Origin of the sequence: Thermoanaerobacterium sp. R66 (assembly GCF_028895185.1) — a bacterium.
GTDB lineage: Bacteria > Bacillota > Thermoanaerobacteria > Thermoanaerobacterales > Thermoanaerobacteraceae > Thermoanaerobacterium.
Genome location: NZ_JAEUWW010000001.1, coordinates 1,074,082 through 1,090,587, shown reverse-complemented (window position 1 = coordinate 1,090,587; position 16,506 = coordinate 1,074,082). Strand labels below are relative to the sequence as shown.

At 36.9% G+C, this 16,506-nt stretch carries 18 protein-coding genes; all 18 read left to right on the top strand.

What is annotated here, in order from left to right:
* The first annotated feature begins 6 nt into the window (after positions 1 to 6).
* The 18 genes from JJQ93_RS05440 to JJQ93_RS05355 all read left to right on the top strand — a co-directional run bounded on the left by JJQ93_RS05440 (position 7) and on the right by JJQ93_RS05355 (position 16,303).
* On the top strand, positions 7 to 1,353 hold the full coding sequence (locus tag JJQ93_RS05440) for a nitrogenase component 1 (protein WP_274892989.1): 1,347 nt from the start codon (positions 7 to 9) through the stop codon (positions 1,351 to 1,353).
* Between the two features lie 19 nt (positions 1,354 to 1,372).
* Entirely contained in the window at positions 1,373 to 1,711 is a 339-nt protein-coding gene (locus tag JJQ93_RS05435; RefSeq protein ID WP_274892988.1) for a HesB/IscA family protein, read from the top strand.
* A 14-nt stretch (positions 1,712 to 1,725) separates the two neighbouring features.
* On the top strand, positions 1,726 to 2,043 hold the full coding sequence (locus JJQ93_RS05430) for a P-II family nitrogen regulator (protein WP_094045828.1): 318 nt from the start codon (positions 1,726 to 1,728) through the stop codon (positions 2,041 to 2,043).
* A 12-nt stretch (positions 2,044 to 2,055) separates the two neighbouring features.
* Positions 2,056 to 2,424: a P-II family nitrogen regulator gene (locus tag JJQ93_RS05425; protein ID WP_015311971.1), complete on the top strand. Its 369-nt coding sequence runs from the start codon at positions 2,056 to 2,058 to the stop codon at positions 2,422 to 2,424.
* A gap of 54 nt (positions 2,425 to 2,478) precedes the next feature.
* Positions 2,479 to 3,837, top strand: coding sequence for a nitrogenase iron-molybdenum cofactor biosynthesis protein NifE (nifE, locus tag JJQ93_RS05420; protein WP_274892987.1), 1,359 nt, complete (start codon positions 2,479 to 2,481; stop codon positions 3,835 to 3,837).
* A complete protein-coding gene (locus JJQ93_RS05415; RefSeq protein ID WP_274892986.1) occupies positions 3,830 to 5,182 on the top strand; it encodes a nitrogenase component 1 in 1,353 nt (450 codons plus the stop codon). Before nifE ends, JJQ93_RS05415 begins: the two co-directional genes overlap by 8 nt.
* A 242-nt stretch (positions 5,183 to 5,424) precedes the next feature.
* The gene (gene ald / locus JJQ93_RS05410; RefSeq protein ID WP_274892985.1) at positions 5,425 to 6,543 is read left to right on the top strand and encodes an alanine dehydrogenase; all 1,119 of its coding nucleotides are present in this window, start codon (positions 5,425 to 5,427) and stop codon (positions 6,541 to 6,543) included.
* 102 nt (positions 6,544 to 6,645) lie between these two features.
* Positions 6,646 to 7,827 carry an ABC transporter substrate-binding protein gene (locus JJQ93_RS05405; protein ID WP_274892984.1) on the top strand — a complete coding sequence of 394 codons (1,182 nt, stop codon included), beginning with the start codon at positions 6,646 to 6,648 and terminating at the stop codon, positions 7,825 to 7,827.
* A gap of 154 nt (positions 7,828 to 7,981) precedes the next feature.
* Positions 7,982 to 8,866, top strand: a complete 885-nt coding sequence (locus JJQ93_RS05400) for a branched-chain amino acid ABC transporter permease (RefSeq protein ID WP_274892983.1) — start codon at positions 7,982 to 7,984, stop codon at positions 8,864 to 8,866.
* Between the two features lie 9 nt (positions 8,867 to 8,875).
* Positions 8,876 to 9,832 carry a branched-chain amino acid ABC transporter permease gene (locus JJQ93_RS05395; RefSeq protein ID WP_274892982.1) on the top strand — a complete coding sequence of 319 codons (957 nt, stop codon included), beginning with the start codon at positions 8,876 to 8,878 and terminating at the stop codon, positions 9,830 to 9,832.
* Positions 9,813 to 10,613: an ABC transporter ATP-binding protein gene (locus JJQ93_RS05390; RefSeq protein ID WP_274892981.1), complete on the top strand. Its 801-nt coding sequence runs from the start codon at positions 9,813 to 9,815 to the stop codon at positions 10,611 to 10,613. Before JJQ93_RS05395 ends, JJQ93_RS05390 begins: the two co-directional genes overlap by 20 nt.
* A 3-nt stretch (positions 10,614 to 10,616) precedes the next feature.
* The gene (locus JJQ93_RS05385; protein ID WP_085111656.1) at positions 10,617 to 11,318 is read left to right on the top strand and encodes an ABC transporter ATP-binding protein; all 702 of its coding nucleotides are present in this window, start codon (positions 10,617 to 10,619) and stop codon (positions 11,316 to 11,318) included.
* 243 nt (positions 11,319 to 11,561) lie between these two features.
* Positions 11,562 to 12,095 carry a folate family ECF transporter S component gene (locus JJQ93_RS05380; protein ID WP_274892979.1) on the top strand — a complete coding sequence of 178 codons (534 nt, stop codon included), beginning with the start codon at positions 11,562 to 11,564 and terminating at the stop codon, positions 12,093 to 12,095.
* Positions 12,096 to 12,172: 77 nt separating this feature from the next.
* The gene (locus JJQ93_RS05375) at positions 12,173 to 12,433 is read left to right on the top strand and encodes a hypothetical protein (RefSeq protein WP_274892978.1); all 261 of its coding nucleotides are present in this window, start codon (positions 12,173 to 12,175) and stop codon (positions 12,431 to 12,433) included.
* Between the two features lie 253 nt (positions 12,434 to 12,686).
* Positions 12,687 to 14,009 (top strand): ammonium transporter, encoded by a 1,323-nt coding sequence (locus JJQ93_RS05370; protein ID WP_350494220.1) that lies wholly within the window; start codon positions 12,687 to 12,689, stop codon positions 14,007 to 14,009.
* Positions 14,010 to 14,096: 87 nt separating this feature from the next.
* A complete protein-coding gene (locus JJQ93_RS05365; protein ID WP_274892977.1) occupies positions 14,097 to 14,345 on the top strand; it encodes a hypothetical protein in 249 nt (82 codons plus the stop codon).
* 27 nt (positions 14,346 to 14,372) lie between these two features.
* Positions 14,373 to 15,968, top strand: a complete 1,596-nt coding sequence (locus tag JJQ93_RS05360) for an ammonium transporter (protein ID WP_274892976.1) — start codon at positions 14,373 to 14,375, stop codon at positions 15,966 to 15,968.
* A complete protein-coding gene (locus JJQ93_RS05355; protein WP_085113287.1) occupies positions 15,965 to 16,303 on the top strand; it encodes a P-II family nitrogen regulator in 339 nt (112 codons plus the stop codon). The genes JJQ93_RS05360 and JJQ93_RS05355 overlap by 4 nt, the downstream gene beginning before the upstream one ends.
* The last annotated feature ends 203 nt before the right edge of the window (positions 16,304 to 16,506 follow it).

The following is a 16,506-nucleotide window of genomic DNA, read 5'->3' as shown; positions in this document are numbered from 1 at the left end:
TCAAAAATGGAATGCAATACTACTGAACGCAAATACCTTACGGTAAATCCTCTAAAAACGTGTCAGCCGCTTGGAGCTGTTTGGGCGTGCCTTGGTATACACCAATGCATGCCACACAGCCACGGTTCACAGGGTTGCACATCGTATTTAAGAATGCAACTTACTCGCCACTTCAGGGAATTTATACCGACAACAACAAGCTCTTTTTCAGAAGCACAAGTTGTCTTTGGGGGTGTAGGAAACCTAAAGCAGGCGATACGAAATATATTAAGCATTTACAAACCAAAAGTAATTGGAATATCCACAACATGTTCAGCGGAAACTATCGGCGATGATGTTCCTGGCACGATAAATGAGATGCGTTTAAGTGGCGAGATACCAGAAGATGTCAAAATATTTACAGCCAGTACACCAAGCTACGTAGGTTCTCATGTGACAGGTTTTTCTAACATGGTTAAATCAGCTATAGAGACTTTTGCCAAAAAAAGCTCACCAAATGGGAAAATAAACATTATTCCTGGATTATTAAGCCCCGGTGATTTGCGGGAAATTAAAAGAATATTGAAAATAATGGGGATTGATGCAATCATTCTACCCGATATCTCTGATGTGTTAGATGCACCTATGACAGGCGAGATACACCTGTATCAGAAGGGAGGCACCACCATATCTGAAATAGAAGACATGGGAAATTCGATAGCTACCATAGTTCTAGGCAGAGAAGCAGGAATCGACCCTGCAGAATCTTTAAAAGAAATGTACGATGTACCGTATGAGGTACTTCCACTGCCTATCGGCATAAGTAATGTAGACAAATTTATCATGAAGTTAAGTGAAATAACTACTAAGCCTATACCTTACGAACTTGAAGAAGAACGAGGAAGGCTTGTGGATATGATGTTGGATGCACACGCCCATTGGTACAATAAGAAAGCTGCAGTATTTGGAGATCCTGATATTGTTGAAGCTATAGTTGGATATGCAAATGATTTAGGGATAAATGTTTTGTATGCTTTAACAGGGACTTACAGCAGTGAATGGGAAAAAACAGTAAAATCTATGGTTCCAGATGCATATGTTTCATCAGATAGCGATTTATGGTATCTAAAAGAGCAACTTGATAAAAAACCTGTTGATATGCTATTTGGCAATAGCCATGGAAAATATCTTGCAAAAGAGTACGATCTGCCCCTTTTAAGAGTTGGCTTCCCAATTCTAGACAGAGCAAATCTTCAACATTTCCCAATTGTAGGATATAGAGGGACAGCATGGCTTGTTGAAAGAACAGGAAACACTCTTCTTGACTACAAGGATGCTAAATCGCCAGAACATCTTCTGGAGCTTATAATGTAGATTTGAAGAGGTGAATATCATGGTTAAGCTGTCAGATGAAGCATTATCACAGATCAGGAAAATTTTAAATAATTTACCTAATAGGACTGAAACTACAGGTTTGAGAATATATACAGTTCCAACAGAGGAAGGATTTCTAGCCGGTTTTGCGGTTGCTGATAATTTTAATGAAAATGATGAAATCTTAGAGTATGATGATGTGTATATCTATATTGACAAATCAGATCTTAATTACCTGAAGTACAGCGTAATCGAGTATGACGACAAGTACAATAGGTTTTTCATAAATATGCCACATAGTTTTAATTCGCTATGTTCAACTTGTGCCAGATATAGCGATTGTGATTATATAAATTGAAAGGGGATATTCATATGAAAATGGTACGTGCCATAATAAGGCCAGAAAAAGAGAAGCAAGTTGTTGAGGCTCTTGATAAAAATGGATACAGCTCCATGACGAAAATGCACATATTTGGACGTGGTAAACAAAAGGGAATACAAGTAGGTCCTATTGTATATGATGAATTACCAAAAATTTTGCTTATGATTGTAGCAAAAGATGAGGATATATCAAAAATAGTTAACCTGATAGAAAGCAATGCTCGAACAGGGAACATAGGCGATGGAAAGATATTTATAAGTGAAGTAGATGAAGCGTACACGATTAGAACCGGCAATAAAGAGTTATGAGGAGGATTACTTATGAAGGAGATTGTAGCAATCATCAGGAGACAGAAACTTCATGAAACAAAAACGGCTCTAGATGGACTTGGTTTTTCGCCTATGTCAATACTAAGTGTAAGTGGCAGAGGCAAGCAGAAAGGATTCATTGGCGAAGTTGATCCAGTGATGGATGAATTTATGTTGGATGAGGCAGACGTAGATGTAAGGTTTATTCCAAAAAGATTGATTTCGATTGTTGCAGATGATGCTGATGTTCCTAAAATTGTTGAAACTATAATAAAGACAAATAATACAGGCTATCCAGGGGATGGAAAAATTTTCGTTTTACCTATTACTGATGCAATTCGCATAAGGACATCTGAAATTGGTTTAAGTGCAATAAAATAAAATTTGTAGGGAAGCCTCTTATAGGCTTCTCTATTTTAAAAAGGTGGTGGTATTATGGAACTGAGACTTGACATACCTGAAAGAGAGAAATTTATAAAGATGAAGGGAAAACATCATAAGAAGGAATTTATATGTAATACTGATAGCGTTGCAGGTAGTGTAAGTCAGAGAGCATGTGTATACAGTGGTGCAAGAGTCGTATTAAATCCTATAGAAGATGCTGTACATCTAGTCCACGGTCCTATCGGCTGTGCCAGTTATACGTGGGACATAAGGGGAAGCCTGTCAAGCGGTTCAGAGCTTTTCAGAAATAGCTTTTCATCCGATTTGAAAGAAAGCGATGTAATTTTTGGAGGAGAAGAAAAGCTATCTAAGTGCATAGATGAAATATACGAAAAATATAAGCCGAAGCTTATTTTCGTATATTCAACATGTATTGCCGGTGTAATTGGCGATGACATAAAAGCTGTGTGCAAGGAATCATCAAAGAAATACAATATTTATGTTGTGCCGGTAGAATCCAGCGGTTTCATCGGAAATAAAGCTGCAGGTTATAAAGCCGCCTGCAATTCACTTTTAGACCTAATTAAAGAATTTCCTGTATTAAAAAAGGAACCTTTAAGCATAAATTACATGGGTGATTTTAATCTTGCAGGTGAGGCATGGATAATAAAAGGATACCTTAATCAAATGGGTCTAAAAGTGAATACAATATTTACCGGTGATTCAAATTTTGAATCATTGAAAAAAGCAACAGCTTCCAGTTTAAATATCGTTCAATGCGCAGGCTCTATGACGTATCTTGCAAAAAAGTTTGAAGAAACTTTTGGTATACCCTATATGAAAGTATCATTTTTAGGTATTGAAGATACTTCAAATTCTCTCAGGAAAATTGCATCATTTTTTAATGACAAGGATGTTACGTTAAAAACAGAGAAACTAATAGAAGAGAAAACTAAAATGGTAAAGCCTGTAATCGAAAAATATAAAAGATATTTAAAGGGCAAGAAGGCTGCTATTTTTGTTGGTGGCGGATTCAAGGCAATATCCCTTATTAAGCAGTTTAGAGAGTTGGGGATAGATGTAGTCGTAATTGGTACACAAAATGGACAAAAGGACGAATATGAAAAGATTGAAGAAATAGCAGATTATGGCACTGTTATACTGGATGATGCAAACCCATCAGAACTTGAAAAATTTATGGTTGAAAAGGGTGCAGACATTCTAGCCGGCGGTGTTAAGGAGAGATTTCTATCATACAAGATGGGTATCGCATTTATCGACCACAATCACGACAGAAAACACCCCTTAAGCGGCTATGAAGGCGCAATCAATTTTGCTGAAGAAGTCTATACAACAGCATGCTCGCCGGTATGGAAATATGTGAAAGATGGGGTGAACAGATATGTATGAAACGTATAAAAGCGTAAATGAAAATCCATGCAATATGTGTATGCCTTTAGGCGGTATAATTGCATTTAGGGGAATCGAAAAATCTATGGTATTGCTGCACGGCTCTCAAGGCTGTGCAACATACATGAGGAGACACATCGCTGAGCACTATCATGAGCCAATTGATGTTGCATCATCATCGCTGAACGAGAAAGGAACGGTGTACGGTGGCGAGAAAAACCTTATTAAAGCTCTCGACAATGTGATTAAAGTGTATAACCCCAATTGCATAGGGATACTTACCACATGCCTTGCTGAAACGATAGGTGAAGATATAGACAGAATAAAGTCAGAGTATAAAGCATCCAGGAATATAAGTATACCAATAATAACATCACCAACCCCTGGATATGGTGGAACACACAGCGAAGGGTTTGTAAAAACATCATACAGGATAGTTGAGGAGCTTTCCACAGACAAAGAAAAACATGACAGGATAAACGTAATTGTACCAAATATAAGCACAGCGGATTTAAGAGAGATAAAGAGACTTCTCGAACTTATGAAAATACCGTACATTCTATTTCCTGATTATTCTGATACGTTGGATAGTCCTTTTAATTTCCCTTACAAAAAAATCCCTGATGGTGGCACAAAAATATCTGACATAATATCTATGGGAGGATCTATTGCAACAATTGAAATAGGTATAAATTATGAAGAAACACCGGGTAAATATCTTCAAGATAGATTTAATGTGCCGCTTTATAAAGTGCCGATACCAATAGGATTAAGAAACACAGATGCGTTTTTAAAATTGTTAAATGAAATTACAGGTAATCCAATACCAAAATCTATAGAAATGGAAAGAGGCAGGCTTCTTGACGGAATGATAGATTCCCACAAATACAATTTTGAAGGAAGATGCACTATCTTTGGGGATCCTGAAATGGTGTATTCTGTATTTACTACATGTATGGAAAATGGGATACATCCTCTTTTAATTGCAACCGGAAGCAGGGCCCAAAGATTAAAAGAATTAATTGCCAGTGAAGATAATTCCCTAAATGATGACATTACAATTATTGATGAAACTGACTTTAGTCATATATTGAAATTATCAGAAGAAAAGGAAGTAAATATCGCAATAGGTCCATCTGACGGAAAATATCTAACCGAAAAAGGTGGTATACCGCTTGTACGTATGGGATTCCCTATACTAGATAGAGTCGGAGGACAGAGAATATTATCTGTAGGCTACACTGGAACATTGAATTTTCTCGATATGATTACAAACACATTGTTAGAAAATAAATATAAGACATACAGGAAGGATATGTATGAAAAATATTATAAGGTAATGTAGGGAGCAGTATAAGTTTAAAAAGAGTACATCTATATATTGACTTAATCAATAAATAGATGTATAATTTTAATAAGTTAAAAGAGTAAATTATATATTTAGATAAGGCGACGAAGCTTATAAGTGTGTTATGGCATTTATAAGCTTTTACTTTTAATTGAGATTAAATATTTATTTAAGTAGGCAATGGTGCCCGTTCTATTATGAATTGGGCACCTTATATATTTTTAGAAAGGGTGACATAAATGAAGATTGGCGTACCAAAGGAAATAAAAATAGGTGAAGAAAGAGTAGCTATAACACCAGCGGGAGTTGAATCATTTTGTTCTAATGGTCATACCGTATATATTGAGAAAAATGCAGGTATTGGAAGCGGTATTGAGGATGAAGAATATATAAAGGCAGGTGCTGAAATTGTCGAGACTCCTTACGAAGTATTTGAAAAATCGGATATGATAATAAAGGTAAAAGAGCCACAACCATCTGAATATGATTATTTTAAAGAAGGTCAAATCCTATTTACTTATCTACATTTAGCACCAAATATTGAATTAACAAAAGCACTTTTAAAGAAAAAGATTATCGGTATTGCATATGAGACTGTACAAAATGATGATGGATCACTTCCATTATTAGTTCCAATGAGCGAAGTGGCAGGGAGAATGTCTGTAATAATTGGAGCACACTTATTAGAAAATGTAAATAAAGGGAGAGGTGTATTACTAAGCGGAGTACCTGGTGTTGAACAGGCAGAAGTTGTAATAATAGGTGGTGGAACTGTAGGCACAAATGCTGCAAAAATAGCTTCAGGCATGGGAGCCCATGTGACAATACTTGACCTCAATGCTCAAAGACTTGCATATCTTGATGACATATTTGGTGGTAAGATAACAACATTGATGTCAAATAGTTATAACATTGCAGAGAGTGTGAAAAAAGCAGATCTTTTAATAGGTGCTGTATTGATTCCAGGTTCAAAAACACCAAAACTTGTTACAGAAAATATGGTAAAAAGTATGAAGAAAGGTTCTGTTATAGTTGATGTAGCAATAGATCAAGGAGGATCTGTTGAAACAATTGATAGGATAACTACACATGAAAATCCATATTTTATTAAGTATGGTGTTGTACATTATTCTGTAGCGAATATACCAGGAGCAGTTCCGAGGACATCTACATTTGCATTAACAAATGTTACAATTCCGTATGCAATTGATATTGCGAATAAAGGCTATAGGAAGGCATTATTGGAAAACAAATCACTTTTAAAGGGATTGAATATATATTATGACAATGTGACGTATAAGGCAGTAGCAGATGCACATGGATTTAAATATGTGGATCCTGCTGAATTATTGAAATAGCTTAAATTTTATCAAATTGGTGCGCATCAATTAATTTTATTAGCATTTACATTAATAAAAATTCCAAATTAAAGATTAATTATTATAGAAGGAGGTTAAATTATGTCAAAGTCATTTAAATTTACATCAATTGCCATTGCTGTATTAATGATAGCTGTAATATTTTCAGGTTGTTCAAAAAGCAATTCAACATCTGCATCATCAGATACCATAAAAGTTGGAGCACTTTATGAGCTGACAGGTGGTGTTGCAACATTTGGAACATCGGCGCTTAATGGTGCAAAATTGTACATTGATGAAGTGAATAAAAATGGTGGCGTGCTTGGTAAAAAAATTGTTTTGGTGAAAGCAGATAATAAATCCCAAACTGATGAATCTATAAATCAGGCTACAAAACTTATACAACAAGATAAAGTTATAGCTATTTTGGGGCCAACAACATCGACAAATACAATAGCAGCGTCATCTGTTGCAATGCAAAATCATATACCATTGATAACAGGTTCAGCTACTGCTGTAAGTGTTACAGTCGATCCTGCTACCAATAAGGTCAAAAATGAGATATTTAGAGCTTGCTTTATAGATCCATATCAAGGCAGTGTTATGGCACAATTTGCCACAAAAAAATTGAATGCTAAAACGGCAGTTGTGTATATGGATGATAAGAGTGACTACAGTAAAGGTCTTGCACAAAGCTTCAAAGATCAGTTTGAAAAACTTGGCGGTAAAGTAATCGACCAAGAAGCATATGTAGCAGGTGATCAGGATTTTAAAGCAGCTCTTACAAAGATTAAAGGTTTGAACCCTGATGTCATATTTATACCTGGATACTATCAAGAAACAGGAAAAATAGCTAAACAGGCAAGAGATATGGGCATAGAAGTACCTTTGCTTGGTGGGGATGGCTGGGACTCACCTGAACTATTAAAGATTGCCGGCGCTTCTGCACTAAACAACGTTTATTACAGCAATCACTTTATTTCTACAGATCCAGATCCAACAGTTCAAGATTTCATAAAGAAATATAAAGATACGTATGGCACAGAACCAGATGCGATGGCAGCGCTTGCGTATGATACAGCAGGTATGTTGGTACAAGCGATAAAAGATGCTAATTCAACTGATCCTGCAAAGATTATTGATGCTTTATCCAAGCTTAAAGATTTTAAAGGTGTAACTGGAACAATAACAATAAATAGTCAGCATAATGCGGTTAAATCTGCTGTTATCATAGAGTTAAAAGACGGTAAGCAGAACTTTGTTGAAAAGGTAGCGGCACAGTAAAGTAAAATTATAAATGGTTGCTTATGAAGTAAACAGACACTTAAGAAAAAAGTAAGTGCTGAATAAAAATCGTAAGATAACTTTAGAAAATACGGCAATGCGGTCACCCTGTGGCCGCATATATTTTAATATATTTAAACTTGAGGTGATATTTATGAAGACATTTATTGAGCAGCTTATAAATGGTCTATCTTTAGGAAGTATATACGCGCTTATTGCCCTTGGATATACCATGGTTTACGGCATAATGAAACTTATAAATTTCGCTCATGGCGACATATACATGGTAGGTGCATTTACAGGTTTCTTCGCATCCACATACTTTCACATTGGATTTATACCATCTCTCCTATTGGCAATGCTGGTAAGCCTTATACTTGGCGTGACAATAGAGCGTGTGGCGTACAGGCCATTAAGAGATAAGTCAAAAATCTCAATATTGATTACAGCCATCGGCGTCTCACTTTTGCTGGAAAACGGAGGCATAATCCTTTTGTCTCCGCAAGTCAGAACGTATCCTCAGATTTTCAAGCAGCACATGTACTCATTTTTAAACGGCGTAATCACCATATCAAACCAGCAGATCGTCATATTTGTCGTATCCATAATCATGATGGTGGGACTTCAGCTTATCATCTACAAGACAAAGATGGGAAAGGCCATGAGAGCTGTCTCCACAGACCCTGATGCTGCAAGACTTATGGGAGTAAATGTGGATAGGACCGTTTCATTCACATTTGCCATAGGCTCTGCCCTTGCCGCTGTCGCAGGTGTCTTAGTTGGCATATACTACAACTCCATAGATCCTTTAATGGGTATAATGCCAGGCTTAAAAGCATTCATAGCAGCAGTATTGGGAGGAATAGGCATAATACCAGGTGCTATGGTAGGAGGCCTTTTGATGGGTGTCATAGAAGCACTTGTTTCAGGCTATGGCAGCTCCCTATACAGAGATGGCGTTTCATTTGCAATACTCATAATCATATTGCTAATAAAGCCAACAGGACTCTTTGGCAAAAATGTAAGAGAGAAAGTGTAGGTGGTAAAGTTGAAGCAAATATTGAAAAACAGATTACTTATATTTTTAGGGCTGTTGGTCTTTTACGCCATAATACAGATTTTGCTGTCGACAAACATATTAAACGACTATTACGAAATAAACATCGTTCTCATGGGCATAAATGTAATACTTGCTGTAAGCCTTAACCTTATAAATGGATTTACAGGACAATTCTCCTTAGGACATGCAGGATTCATGTCAATCGGTGCATACACATCAGCTATCATAACGTACAAATTAGGACTTCCATTTCCACTTGCATTATTAGTAGGAGGCATAGCAGCAGGCATAGCCGGAATCTTGATAGGAATACCATCATTGAGATTAAAAGGAGACTACCTTGCTATAACAACACTTGGATTCGGAGAAATAATTAGGGTAATCTTTTTAAACACCGAATACGTGGGTGGAGCCAGCGGCCTATCTGGAATACCAAAGTACACAAACTGGACGTGGGTATTCTGGATGGCAGTCATAACCGTCGTCTTAATCAGAAACTTCATAAACTCCAGCTACGGCAGATGCTGTGTAGCAATCAGAGAAGACGAGACAGCAGCCGAATCTATGGGCATAAACACAACTTTCTACAAGACATTGGCATTCACGATAGGTGCATTTTTCGCAGGAATAGGCGGTGCCCTTTATGCTCACAACTTCTACATCATACAGCCAGAAACATTCAACTTCATGAAATCATTCGATATCTTAACAATGGTTGTATTAGGAGGACTGGGCAGCATAACAGGGTCCATCCTATCAGCTATCTTCTTGACTTTTGTATATGCACTTTTGCAGGATTATGCTGCACTAAGAATGGTCATATACGCTCTCCTTTTGATCATCGTAATGCTATTTAGACCAGAAGGGTTGATGGGTACAAGAGAATTTTCTCTCAAAAAACTATTCAAGAAAGGGGAGAAAAGCAGTGAGTTTACTGTCAATTAAAGACGTATCTATAGACTTTGGCGGCATAAAGGCCCTGATAGATGTCAACATAGAACTGGAACAAGGCTCTTTAACAGGACTTATAGGACCAAATGGTGCTGGAAAGTCAACAGTATTCAACATAATAACCGGTATATACAAGCCTACATCAGGAAAAGTGACATTTGACGAAAAAAACGTATCAACAAAACCGTATAACAACACAAAGCTTGGCATAGCAAGGACATTTCAAAACATACGTCTATTTAAAAACCTAACTGTCCTTGACAATGTCAAGATAGCTCAGCACATTCACGTGCAATACGGACTTTTAAGCTCCTTTGTTCAGCACAAGAAATACTTAGATGGAGAAAAAACACAAGACAAACAAGCGATGGATCTCCTTAAAATATTCAATCTTGATAAGCACGCCTTAAACCTTGCCAAAAATCTGCCATACGGCGAACAGAGAAGACTTGAAATAGCAAGAGCACTGGCAACAAAGCCAAAGCTTCTGCTTCTGGATGAACCTGCAGCAGGGATGAATCCGCAAGAGACAAAAGAGCTTACAGACACAATCAGATTCATAAGGGACAAATTTGACATAACAATACTCTTGATAGAGCACGACATGTCATTGGTTATGGATCTTTGCGAAGACATATACGTCATGAACTACGGAAAAATAATAGCACATGGCACACCAGACGAAATCAAGAAAAATCCAGAAGTAATAGCTGCATACCTTGGAGAAGAAAGTCCTGATGAAAGTGAAATTTTATCAATTGAAGGAGGTGCTTAAAACATGTTAGAGGTAAAAGACCTCAACGTATCATATGGAATGGTCAATGCCTTAAAAGGCATTGATTTAAAAGTAAATAACGGTGAAATTGTTACGATAATAGGTGCAAATGGCGCAGGCAAAAGCACTACTCTAATGACAATATCAGGCATATTGAAACCAAAAAAAGGCTACATCAAATTCGATGATGTAGACATAACAAAAAAACCTGCTCAAAATATAGTGGATATGGGCATCTGCCAAGTGCCAGAAGGAAGAAGAATATTTGCCAACATGACTGTAATGGAAAACCTTGAGATGGGAGCATATCTCAGGAAAGACAAGATGGTAAAAAGCGACATAGAAAAAGTATTTCACCTATTTCCACGTCTAAAAGAAAGGCATAAACAGATTGCCGGCACTTTAAGCGGTGGTGAGCAGCAGATGCTGGCAATAGGGAGAGCATTGATGTCAAAACCAAAAGTGCTTTTGCTAGACGAACCATCAATGGGACTTGCACCCATCGTAGTGCAAGACATATTTAAGACGATAAAAGGCATAAATGAAGACGGCACCACCATCCTTTTGGTAGAGCAAAACGCTAAAATGGCTCTATCTATTGCAGACAGAGCATACGTCCTTGAGACAGGCAACATCTCACTTGAAGGTGCTGCATCTGTCTTGAAAAACGATGAAAGGGTTAAAAAGTCGTATTTAGGAGGTTAAAAAGATGGTTCGCAATGAACCCTCTTTTTAATGAATATTATCGTGAAAGAAAAATGTCTAAGGTTGTGTTACAATTATTATTAATAATTGTAACAATTCCAAAAAAGATGGTGTATTATTTATAACAAAAACTTGATTTGAGAGTATTGATGATGTATAGACTTTATGCTACCATTGTAGTAGCCTTTTTCTAATTGCGTAGTAATTCTACTGTATCGATAATATGGTAGGGAGGTTTGCTTGATGAAAAAAATGAATACACGAAAACTGGTTTTTCTGGCATTGTTAATCAGTTTAAACATAGTTTTAAGCAGAATAGCCAGCATTAGAATAGCTGTTGGTGGTATTGAAGGTATAAGAATTGGCTTTGGCGCATTGCCGGTGATTCTTGCAGGGATAATGTTTGGATCTACAGCAGGAGGTATAGTAGGTGCTGTAGGTGATATAGTTGGGTATTACATTAATCCTTTAGGACCATACATGCCACATTTTACATTGGCAGCAGCTCTCACAGGTATTATTCCTGCTTTGGTTTTAAAGCCGATAAAAGCTCCAATCCCTTCTATAGGGCAATTGCTGATAGCAATTGGTGTAGGTCAGTTAATTTCATCAGTAATATTGGTGCCTTATTTTCTTCTGCTGTTATTTAAAATGCCTTTAGTGACTACTCTACCTCCAAAGGTTGTAGGAGAAATTATTAATCTTCCGATATATTCATTGTTTACGCAAGTATTGCTAAAAAGAATAAATATGGCTTATTTTAAGATTCACCAATAAAATTGAAATCATTATTTATAAATCTTTAAGATTTGAATGCATGATATTATTATGTATAAATTGTAAGGAGAAGAATTATGGTTAATTATAGGTTAAAAGCTTTAATTATGGAGGTTGTTGAGAATCAATTGAAGATGAATGACCCAAAACGTACAAAAGCTACTTTAATGCGATTAAAAAGTTTAGGCTATTCTGAGCAAATGTCAAAAGAAATGATAGGTTCGGTCTTGATTGAAGAGATGTATTATATACTTAAGGAGAAAACTCATTTTAATGAGAAAAAATATTGCGAAAAATTATCTTTGTTGCCTGATTATTATTTCAAAAAGAAAGATTGATTTACTTTGTATTAGTTGATGTTTATAAGATTTTTACTTGTTTTACAACATTCATTTCAGATTTATATTAAATTGCAATTTAAATTTTTTTCAAAATAGTAAACTTAGATATTGACAAAAAACATATATAGATGTACTATTATAACTAAGATAAATATTATTACTTTAAATCGACAGAGCAAAGGCGCTCTAATTCATAGGTAACCTATGTATTAGGGCGTCTTCTTTTATTATTTTTAAAGGAGGAATAAATGTGAAGAAAAAGATATTCATTACATTGATGTTCTTATTGGCAGTTTTAATACCAAATATGGCTTTTGCATCGACAGGCAAGATAGACACAGGTGATACAGCATTTATACTATTTTCATCGGCATTAGTCATGATCATGACGCCGGGATTGGCATTTTTCTACGGCGGTATGGTTAATGGGAAAAATGTCATAAGCATAATGATGCAAAGTTTCACTATTATTGCACTTATTTCTGTACAATGGGTATTATTTGGATTTTCATTATCCTTCAGTGGTGATACATACCACTTGATAGGAAATCTACATTGGGCTGGTCTTAGCAATATTGGTCTTGGACCTGATGGTACTTATTCATCGACGATACCCCTTTTGGCGTTTATGGTATATCAATTGATGTTTGCCATAATAACACCTGCTTTAATAACGGGTGCATTTGCGGAAAGAATGAGATTTTCAGCATTCATCGTATTTACGCTTATTTGGACTACATTAGTATATGATCCACTTGCACATTGGGTATGGGGAAATGGTGGATGGCTTAAAAACTTAGGCGCATTGGACTTTGCAGGTGGTACAGTCGTTCACATAAGCTCTGGCGTTTCAGGACTTGTAGCAGCTTTAATACTGGGCAAGAGAAAAAATACAAAGATGGTACCACATCACATGCCTATGGTTTTGATGGGAGCAGCATTCTTATGGTTTGGCTGGTTTGGATTTAATGCAGGAAGTGCTTTATCCGTAAATGGTCTGGCGGTTAATGCATTTGTCGTGACAAATACTGCTGCCGCTGCCGCCTCCATGGGTTGGGTGTTAACAGAATGGAAAGTAAGCGGTAAGCCTACATTACTTGGTGCTGTAAGTGGCGCTGTAGCAGGACTTGTAGCTATTACACCAGCAGCAGGATATGTGACAGCAGTTTCTGCGATTGCAATAGGAGTCATATCAGGTATAATATGTTTCATATCTGTCAATTACATCAAGCATAAATTTGGATATGACGATTCACTTGATGCGTTTGGTATACACGGTGTTGGCGGTACATGGGGTGCACTGGCTACAGGACTTTTTGCAACAAAAGCTATAAATCCTGCAGGTGCTAATGGTTTATTTTACGGCAATCCAAATCAATTGATTATTCAGCTTATAGGGGTTGTTGCGACTTATATCTTTGCAGGACTGATGTCATTCATAATACTGAAATTTATAAGCTTATTCATGGAGCTTAGAGTGACTAAAGAAGAAGAGGAAATAGGTCTTGATATAGTTGAACACGGCGAAGAAGCGTATAACATAGGCTTTAAAGCTTTTGACTTTAATCAATAATAAAACAAATAGTCATTCGATAAAAAAGCAAGGGTGCTTAAATCTTAGAGATCTAAGCACCTTCATTTTTTGAAAGGAGGTGATGACATGATGAAAAAAATCCCTATCATCACACTATACACTATAAATACAATAATTTTTATTTTAGCTTTAGCGTTTATATTATACAGCATATCTATGCATAATACAATAATAATCTTTTCCAATAGCGTGCCAGCATTTATAATGGCTTTGCCAATTGTCTACCTTGTAATAATCTATTTTGTAAGGATTTACAATCTTTCGAAAAACATAAAAGACAAAAAGTTTTCAATTAGAAATTTTAAGAGAATATAAAAGTTAAATAATATGGAGGTGCTTTTCATGAAAAAGAAAATTGTAATAGGTATTGTATTGGCATTACTTTTGGCAATGACAGTGGGGGTGGTATATGCTGCTGGTGGCGATCCAACGGGAGCAAATCTTGGCACTGCGAAGGACATTGCAAGCGCAGTTGCAGGCAAGCCTACATTAGAAGAGGTAGCCACACAGGTTGCAAAGAATAAGCTTGGCATTAATTTTGTATGGGTAATGCTAACTGCATTTTTGATATTCTTCTTTCAGGCTGGGTTTGCACTTGTTGAAACTGGCTTTACACAGGCTAAAAATGCAATGCACACTATGGCCATGAATCTTATGGTATTTTTAGTAGGTACTGTTGGATTTTTCTTGACAGGTTTTGCATTTATGATGGGCGGCTCTGGTTCATTTTCAAGCCTTGGTGGTACAGCACCTTTAAACCACGCACTAAGCATAGGAGGATGGAATTTACTGGGGCTTAATGGATTTTTCCTATCAAGCGGTGGAACGTATGATGTAGGTGTGTATGCGTTGTTCTTCTTTGAGATGGTATTTATGGATACGACGGTTACAATACCTACTGGTGCGATGGCAGAAAGAGTTAAATTTTTAGCGGTTGTCATTGGATCGTTTTTTGTTTCAATGGTTTATTATCCCATCTATGGTGGATGGGTCTGGGGAGGAGGATGGCTTTCACAGCTTGGAGCCAAACTCGGCCTGGGGAATGGTGTAATTGATTTTGCAGGATCTGGTGTCGTTCATGCAATGGGGGGCATGATGGCACTTGCAGGAGCGATGGTTATAGGACCGAGGATAGGGAAATTCAAGAAGGATGGTACACCTGTAGCAATACCAGGCCATGATATACCAATGGCCATTCTCGGTACGATCATACTTTTCTTTGGATGGTTTGCATTCAATGCAGGTTCCACACTTAATGGAACGGATCTAAGGTTGGCGGTTGTTGCAACAAATACCATGATCGCCGGGGCTGTAGGAGGACTTGTTGCAATGCTTTATATGTGGGTTAAATATGGAAAACCTGATCCGTCGATGATGTGTAATGGTGCTCTTGCCGGACTTGTGGCGATAACAGCTCCATGTGCATTTGTAAATGGAATATCAGCTTTTATAGTCGGTGCTGTGGCTGGCATTTTGGTCTGCGTGTCTGTTGCTTTTGTTGAAAATAAACTTAAGATAGATGATCCGGTAGGAGCATTTTCTGTACACGGTGTGAATGGCTTGTGGGGTATTTTAAGCGTCGGCATATTTGCAGATGGCACATATGGTGCAGGACTCAACGGAGTACAAGGTGCTGTAACAGGAATACTTTATGGCAGTACAGGTCAACTTTGGGCACAGCTTATAGATATGGCGGTTATAGTCGTATATGGATTTGGATTAAGCTACTTGTTCTATAAAGCTCTTGATGCTATAATGGGTATAAGAGTTAAACCGGAAGACGAAATCGCAGGGCTTGATTTGCCGGAAATGGGCGTTTTAGCATATCCTGATTTCCAATTGACGCCTGTTGTGTACTCGGATGGTGTGATTGAAAAAAATATAAAAAGTCCACAAGTTTTAGATGATGTTGTACTAAGCAAGGGGGTAAAGTTATGAAGAAAGTTGAATGCATAATAAGACCGGATGTTTTGGAAGATGTAAAATCAGAGCTTAATAAGCTGAAAATACACGGGATGACGGTGTCACAGGTTTTTGGATGTGGACATCAGAAAGGTAAAAAAGAGATTTACAGAGGAGCGGAAATTGAAATAAGCCTCCTTCCTAAAGTTAAGGTAGAAATAGTGACAGATGATGGAAGCGTTGAAAGCATCGTAGATGCTGTTACGAAAGTAGCAAGAACAGGCAATGTAGGCGATGGAAAGATATTCATATACGACATACAAGACGCCATAAGGATAAGAACCGGTGAGCGCGGAGAAAAAGCAATATAAAGATTTAGTGAAATTACCAAGGCTTCTACACGAAGAGAATGTGTAGAAGCCTTTTTAAAAATATAGATATTTAAGGATAGGTACAAATATGGGTTTTTGAAAATTAAGCGTCTATAAGTCCAATTGCACAAACAGAGTGAATTTTCATTGTTGTATAAATATAATATGTATGCTAATATAAAAGTAATTTACTTTTCATAAAA

Coding starts and splice junctions, on each gene's coding strand:
- JJQ93_RS05440 (WP_274892989.1), top strand. CDS start 7: ATGGAATGCAATACTACTGAACGCAAATACCTTACGGTAAATCCTCTA.
- JJQ93_RS05435 (WP_274892988.1), top strand. CDS start 1,373: ATGGTTAAGCTGTCAGATGAAGCATTATCACAGATCAGGAAAATTTTA.
- JJQ93_RS05430 (WP_094045828.1), top strand. CDS start 1,726: ATGAAAATGGTACGTGCCATAATAAGGCCAGAAAAAGAGAAGCAAGTT.
- JJQ93_RS05425 (WP_015311971.1), top strand. CDS start 2,056: ATGAAGGAGATTGTAGCAATCATCAGGAGACAGAAACTTCATGAAACA.
- nifE (WP_274892987.1), top strand. CDS start 2,479: ATGGAACTGAGACTTGACATACCTGAAAGAGAGAAATTTATAAAGATG.
- JJQ93_RS05415 (WP_274892986.1), top strand. CDS start 3,830: ATGTATGAAACGTATAAAAGCGTAAATGAAAATCCATGCAATATGTGT.
- ald (WP_274892985.1), top strand. CDS start 5,425: ATGAAGATTGGCGTACCAAAGGAAATAAAAATAGGTGAAGAAAGAGTA.
- JJQ93_RS05405 (WP_274892984.1), top strand. CDS start 6,646: ATGTCAAAGTCATTTAAATTTACATCAATTGCCATTGCTGTATTAATG.
- JJQ93_RS05400 (WP_274892983.1), top strand. CDS start 7,982: ATGAAGACATTTATTGAGCAGCTTATAAATGGTCTATCTTTAGGAAGT.
- JJQ93_RS05385 (WP_085111656.1), top strand. CDS start 10,617: ATGTTAGAGGTAAAAGACCTCAACGTATCATATGGAATGGTCAATGCC.
- JJQ93_RS05380 (WP_274892979.1), top strand. CDS start 11,562: ATGAAAAAAATGAATACACGAAAACTGGTTTTTCTGGCATTGTTAATC.
- JJQ93_RS05375 (WP_274892978.1), top strand. CDS start 12,173: ATGGTTAATTATAGGTTAAAAGCTTTAATTATGGAGGTTGTTGAGAAT.
- JJQ93_RS05365 (WP_274892977.1), top strand. CDS start 14,097: ATGATGAAAAAAATCCCTATCATCACACTATACACTATAAATACAATA.
- JJQ93_RS05360 (WP_274892976.1), top strand. CDS start 14,373: ATGAAAAAGAAAATTGTAATAGGTATTGTATTGGCATTACTTTTGGCA.
- JJQ93_RS05355 (WP_085113287.1), top strand. CDS start 15,965: ATGAAGAAAGTTGAATGCATAATAAGACCGGATGTTTTGGAAGATGTA.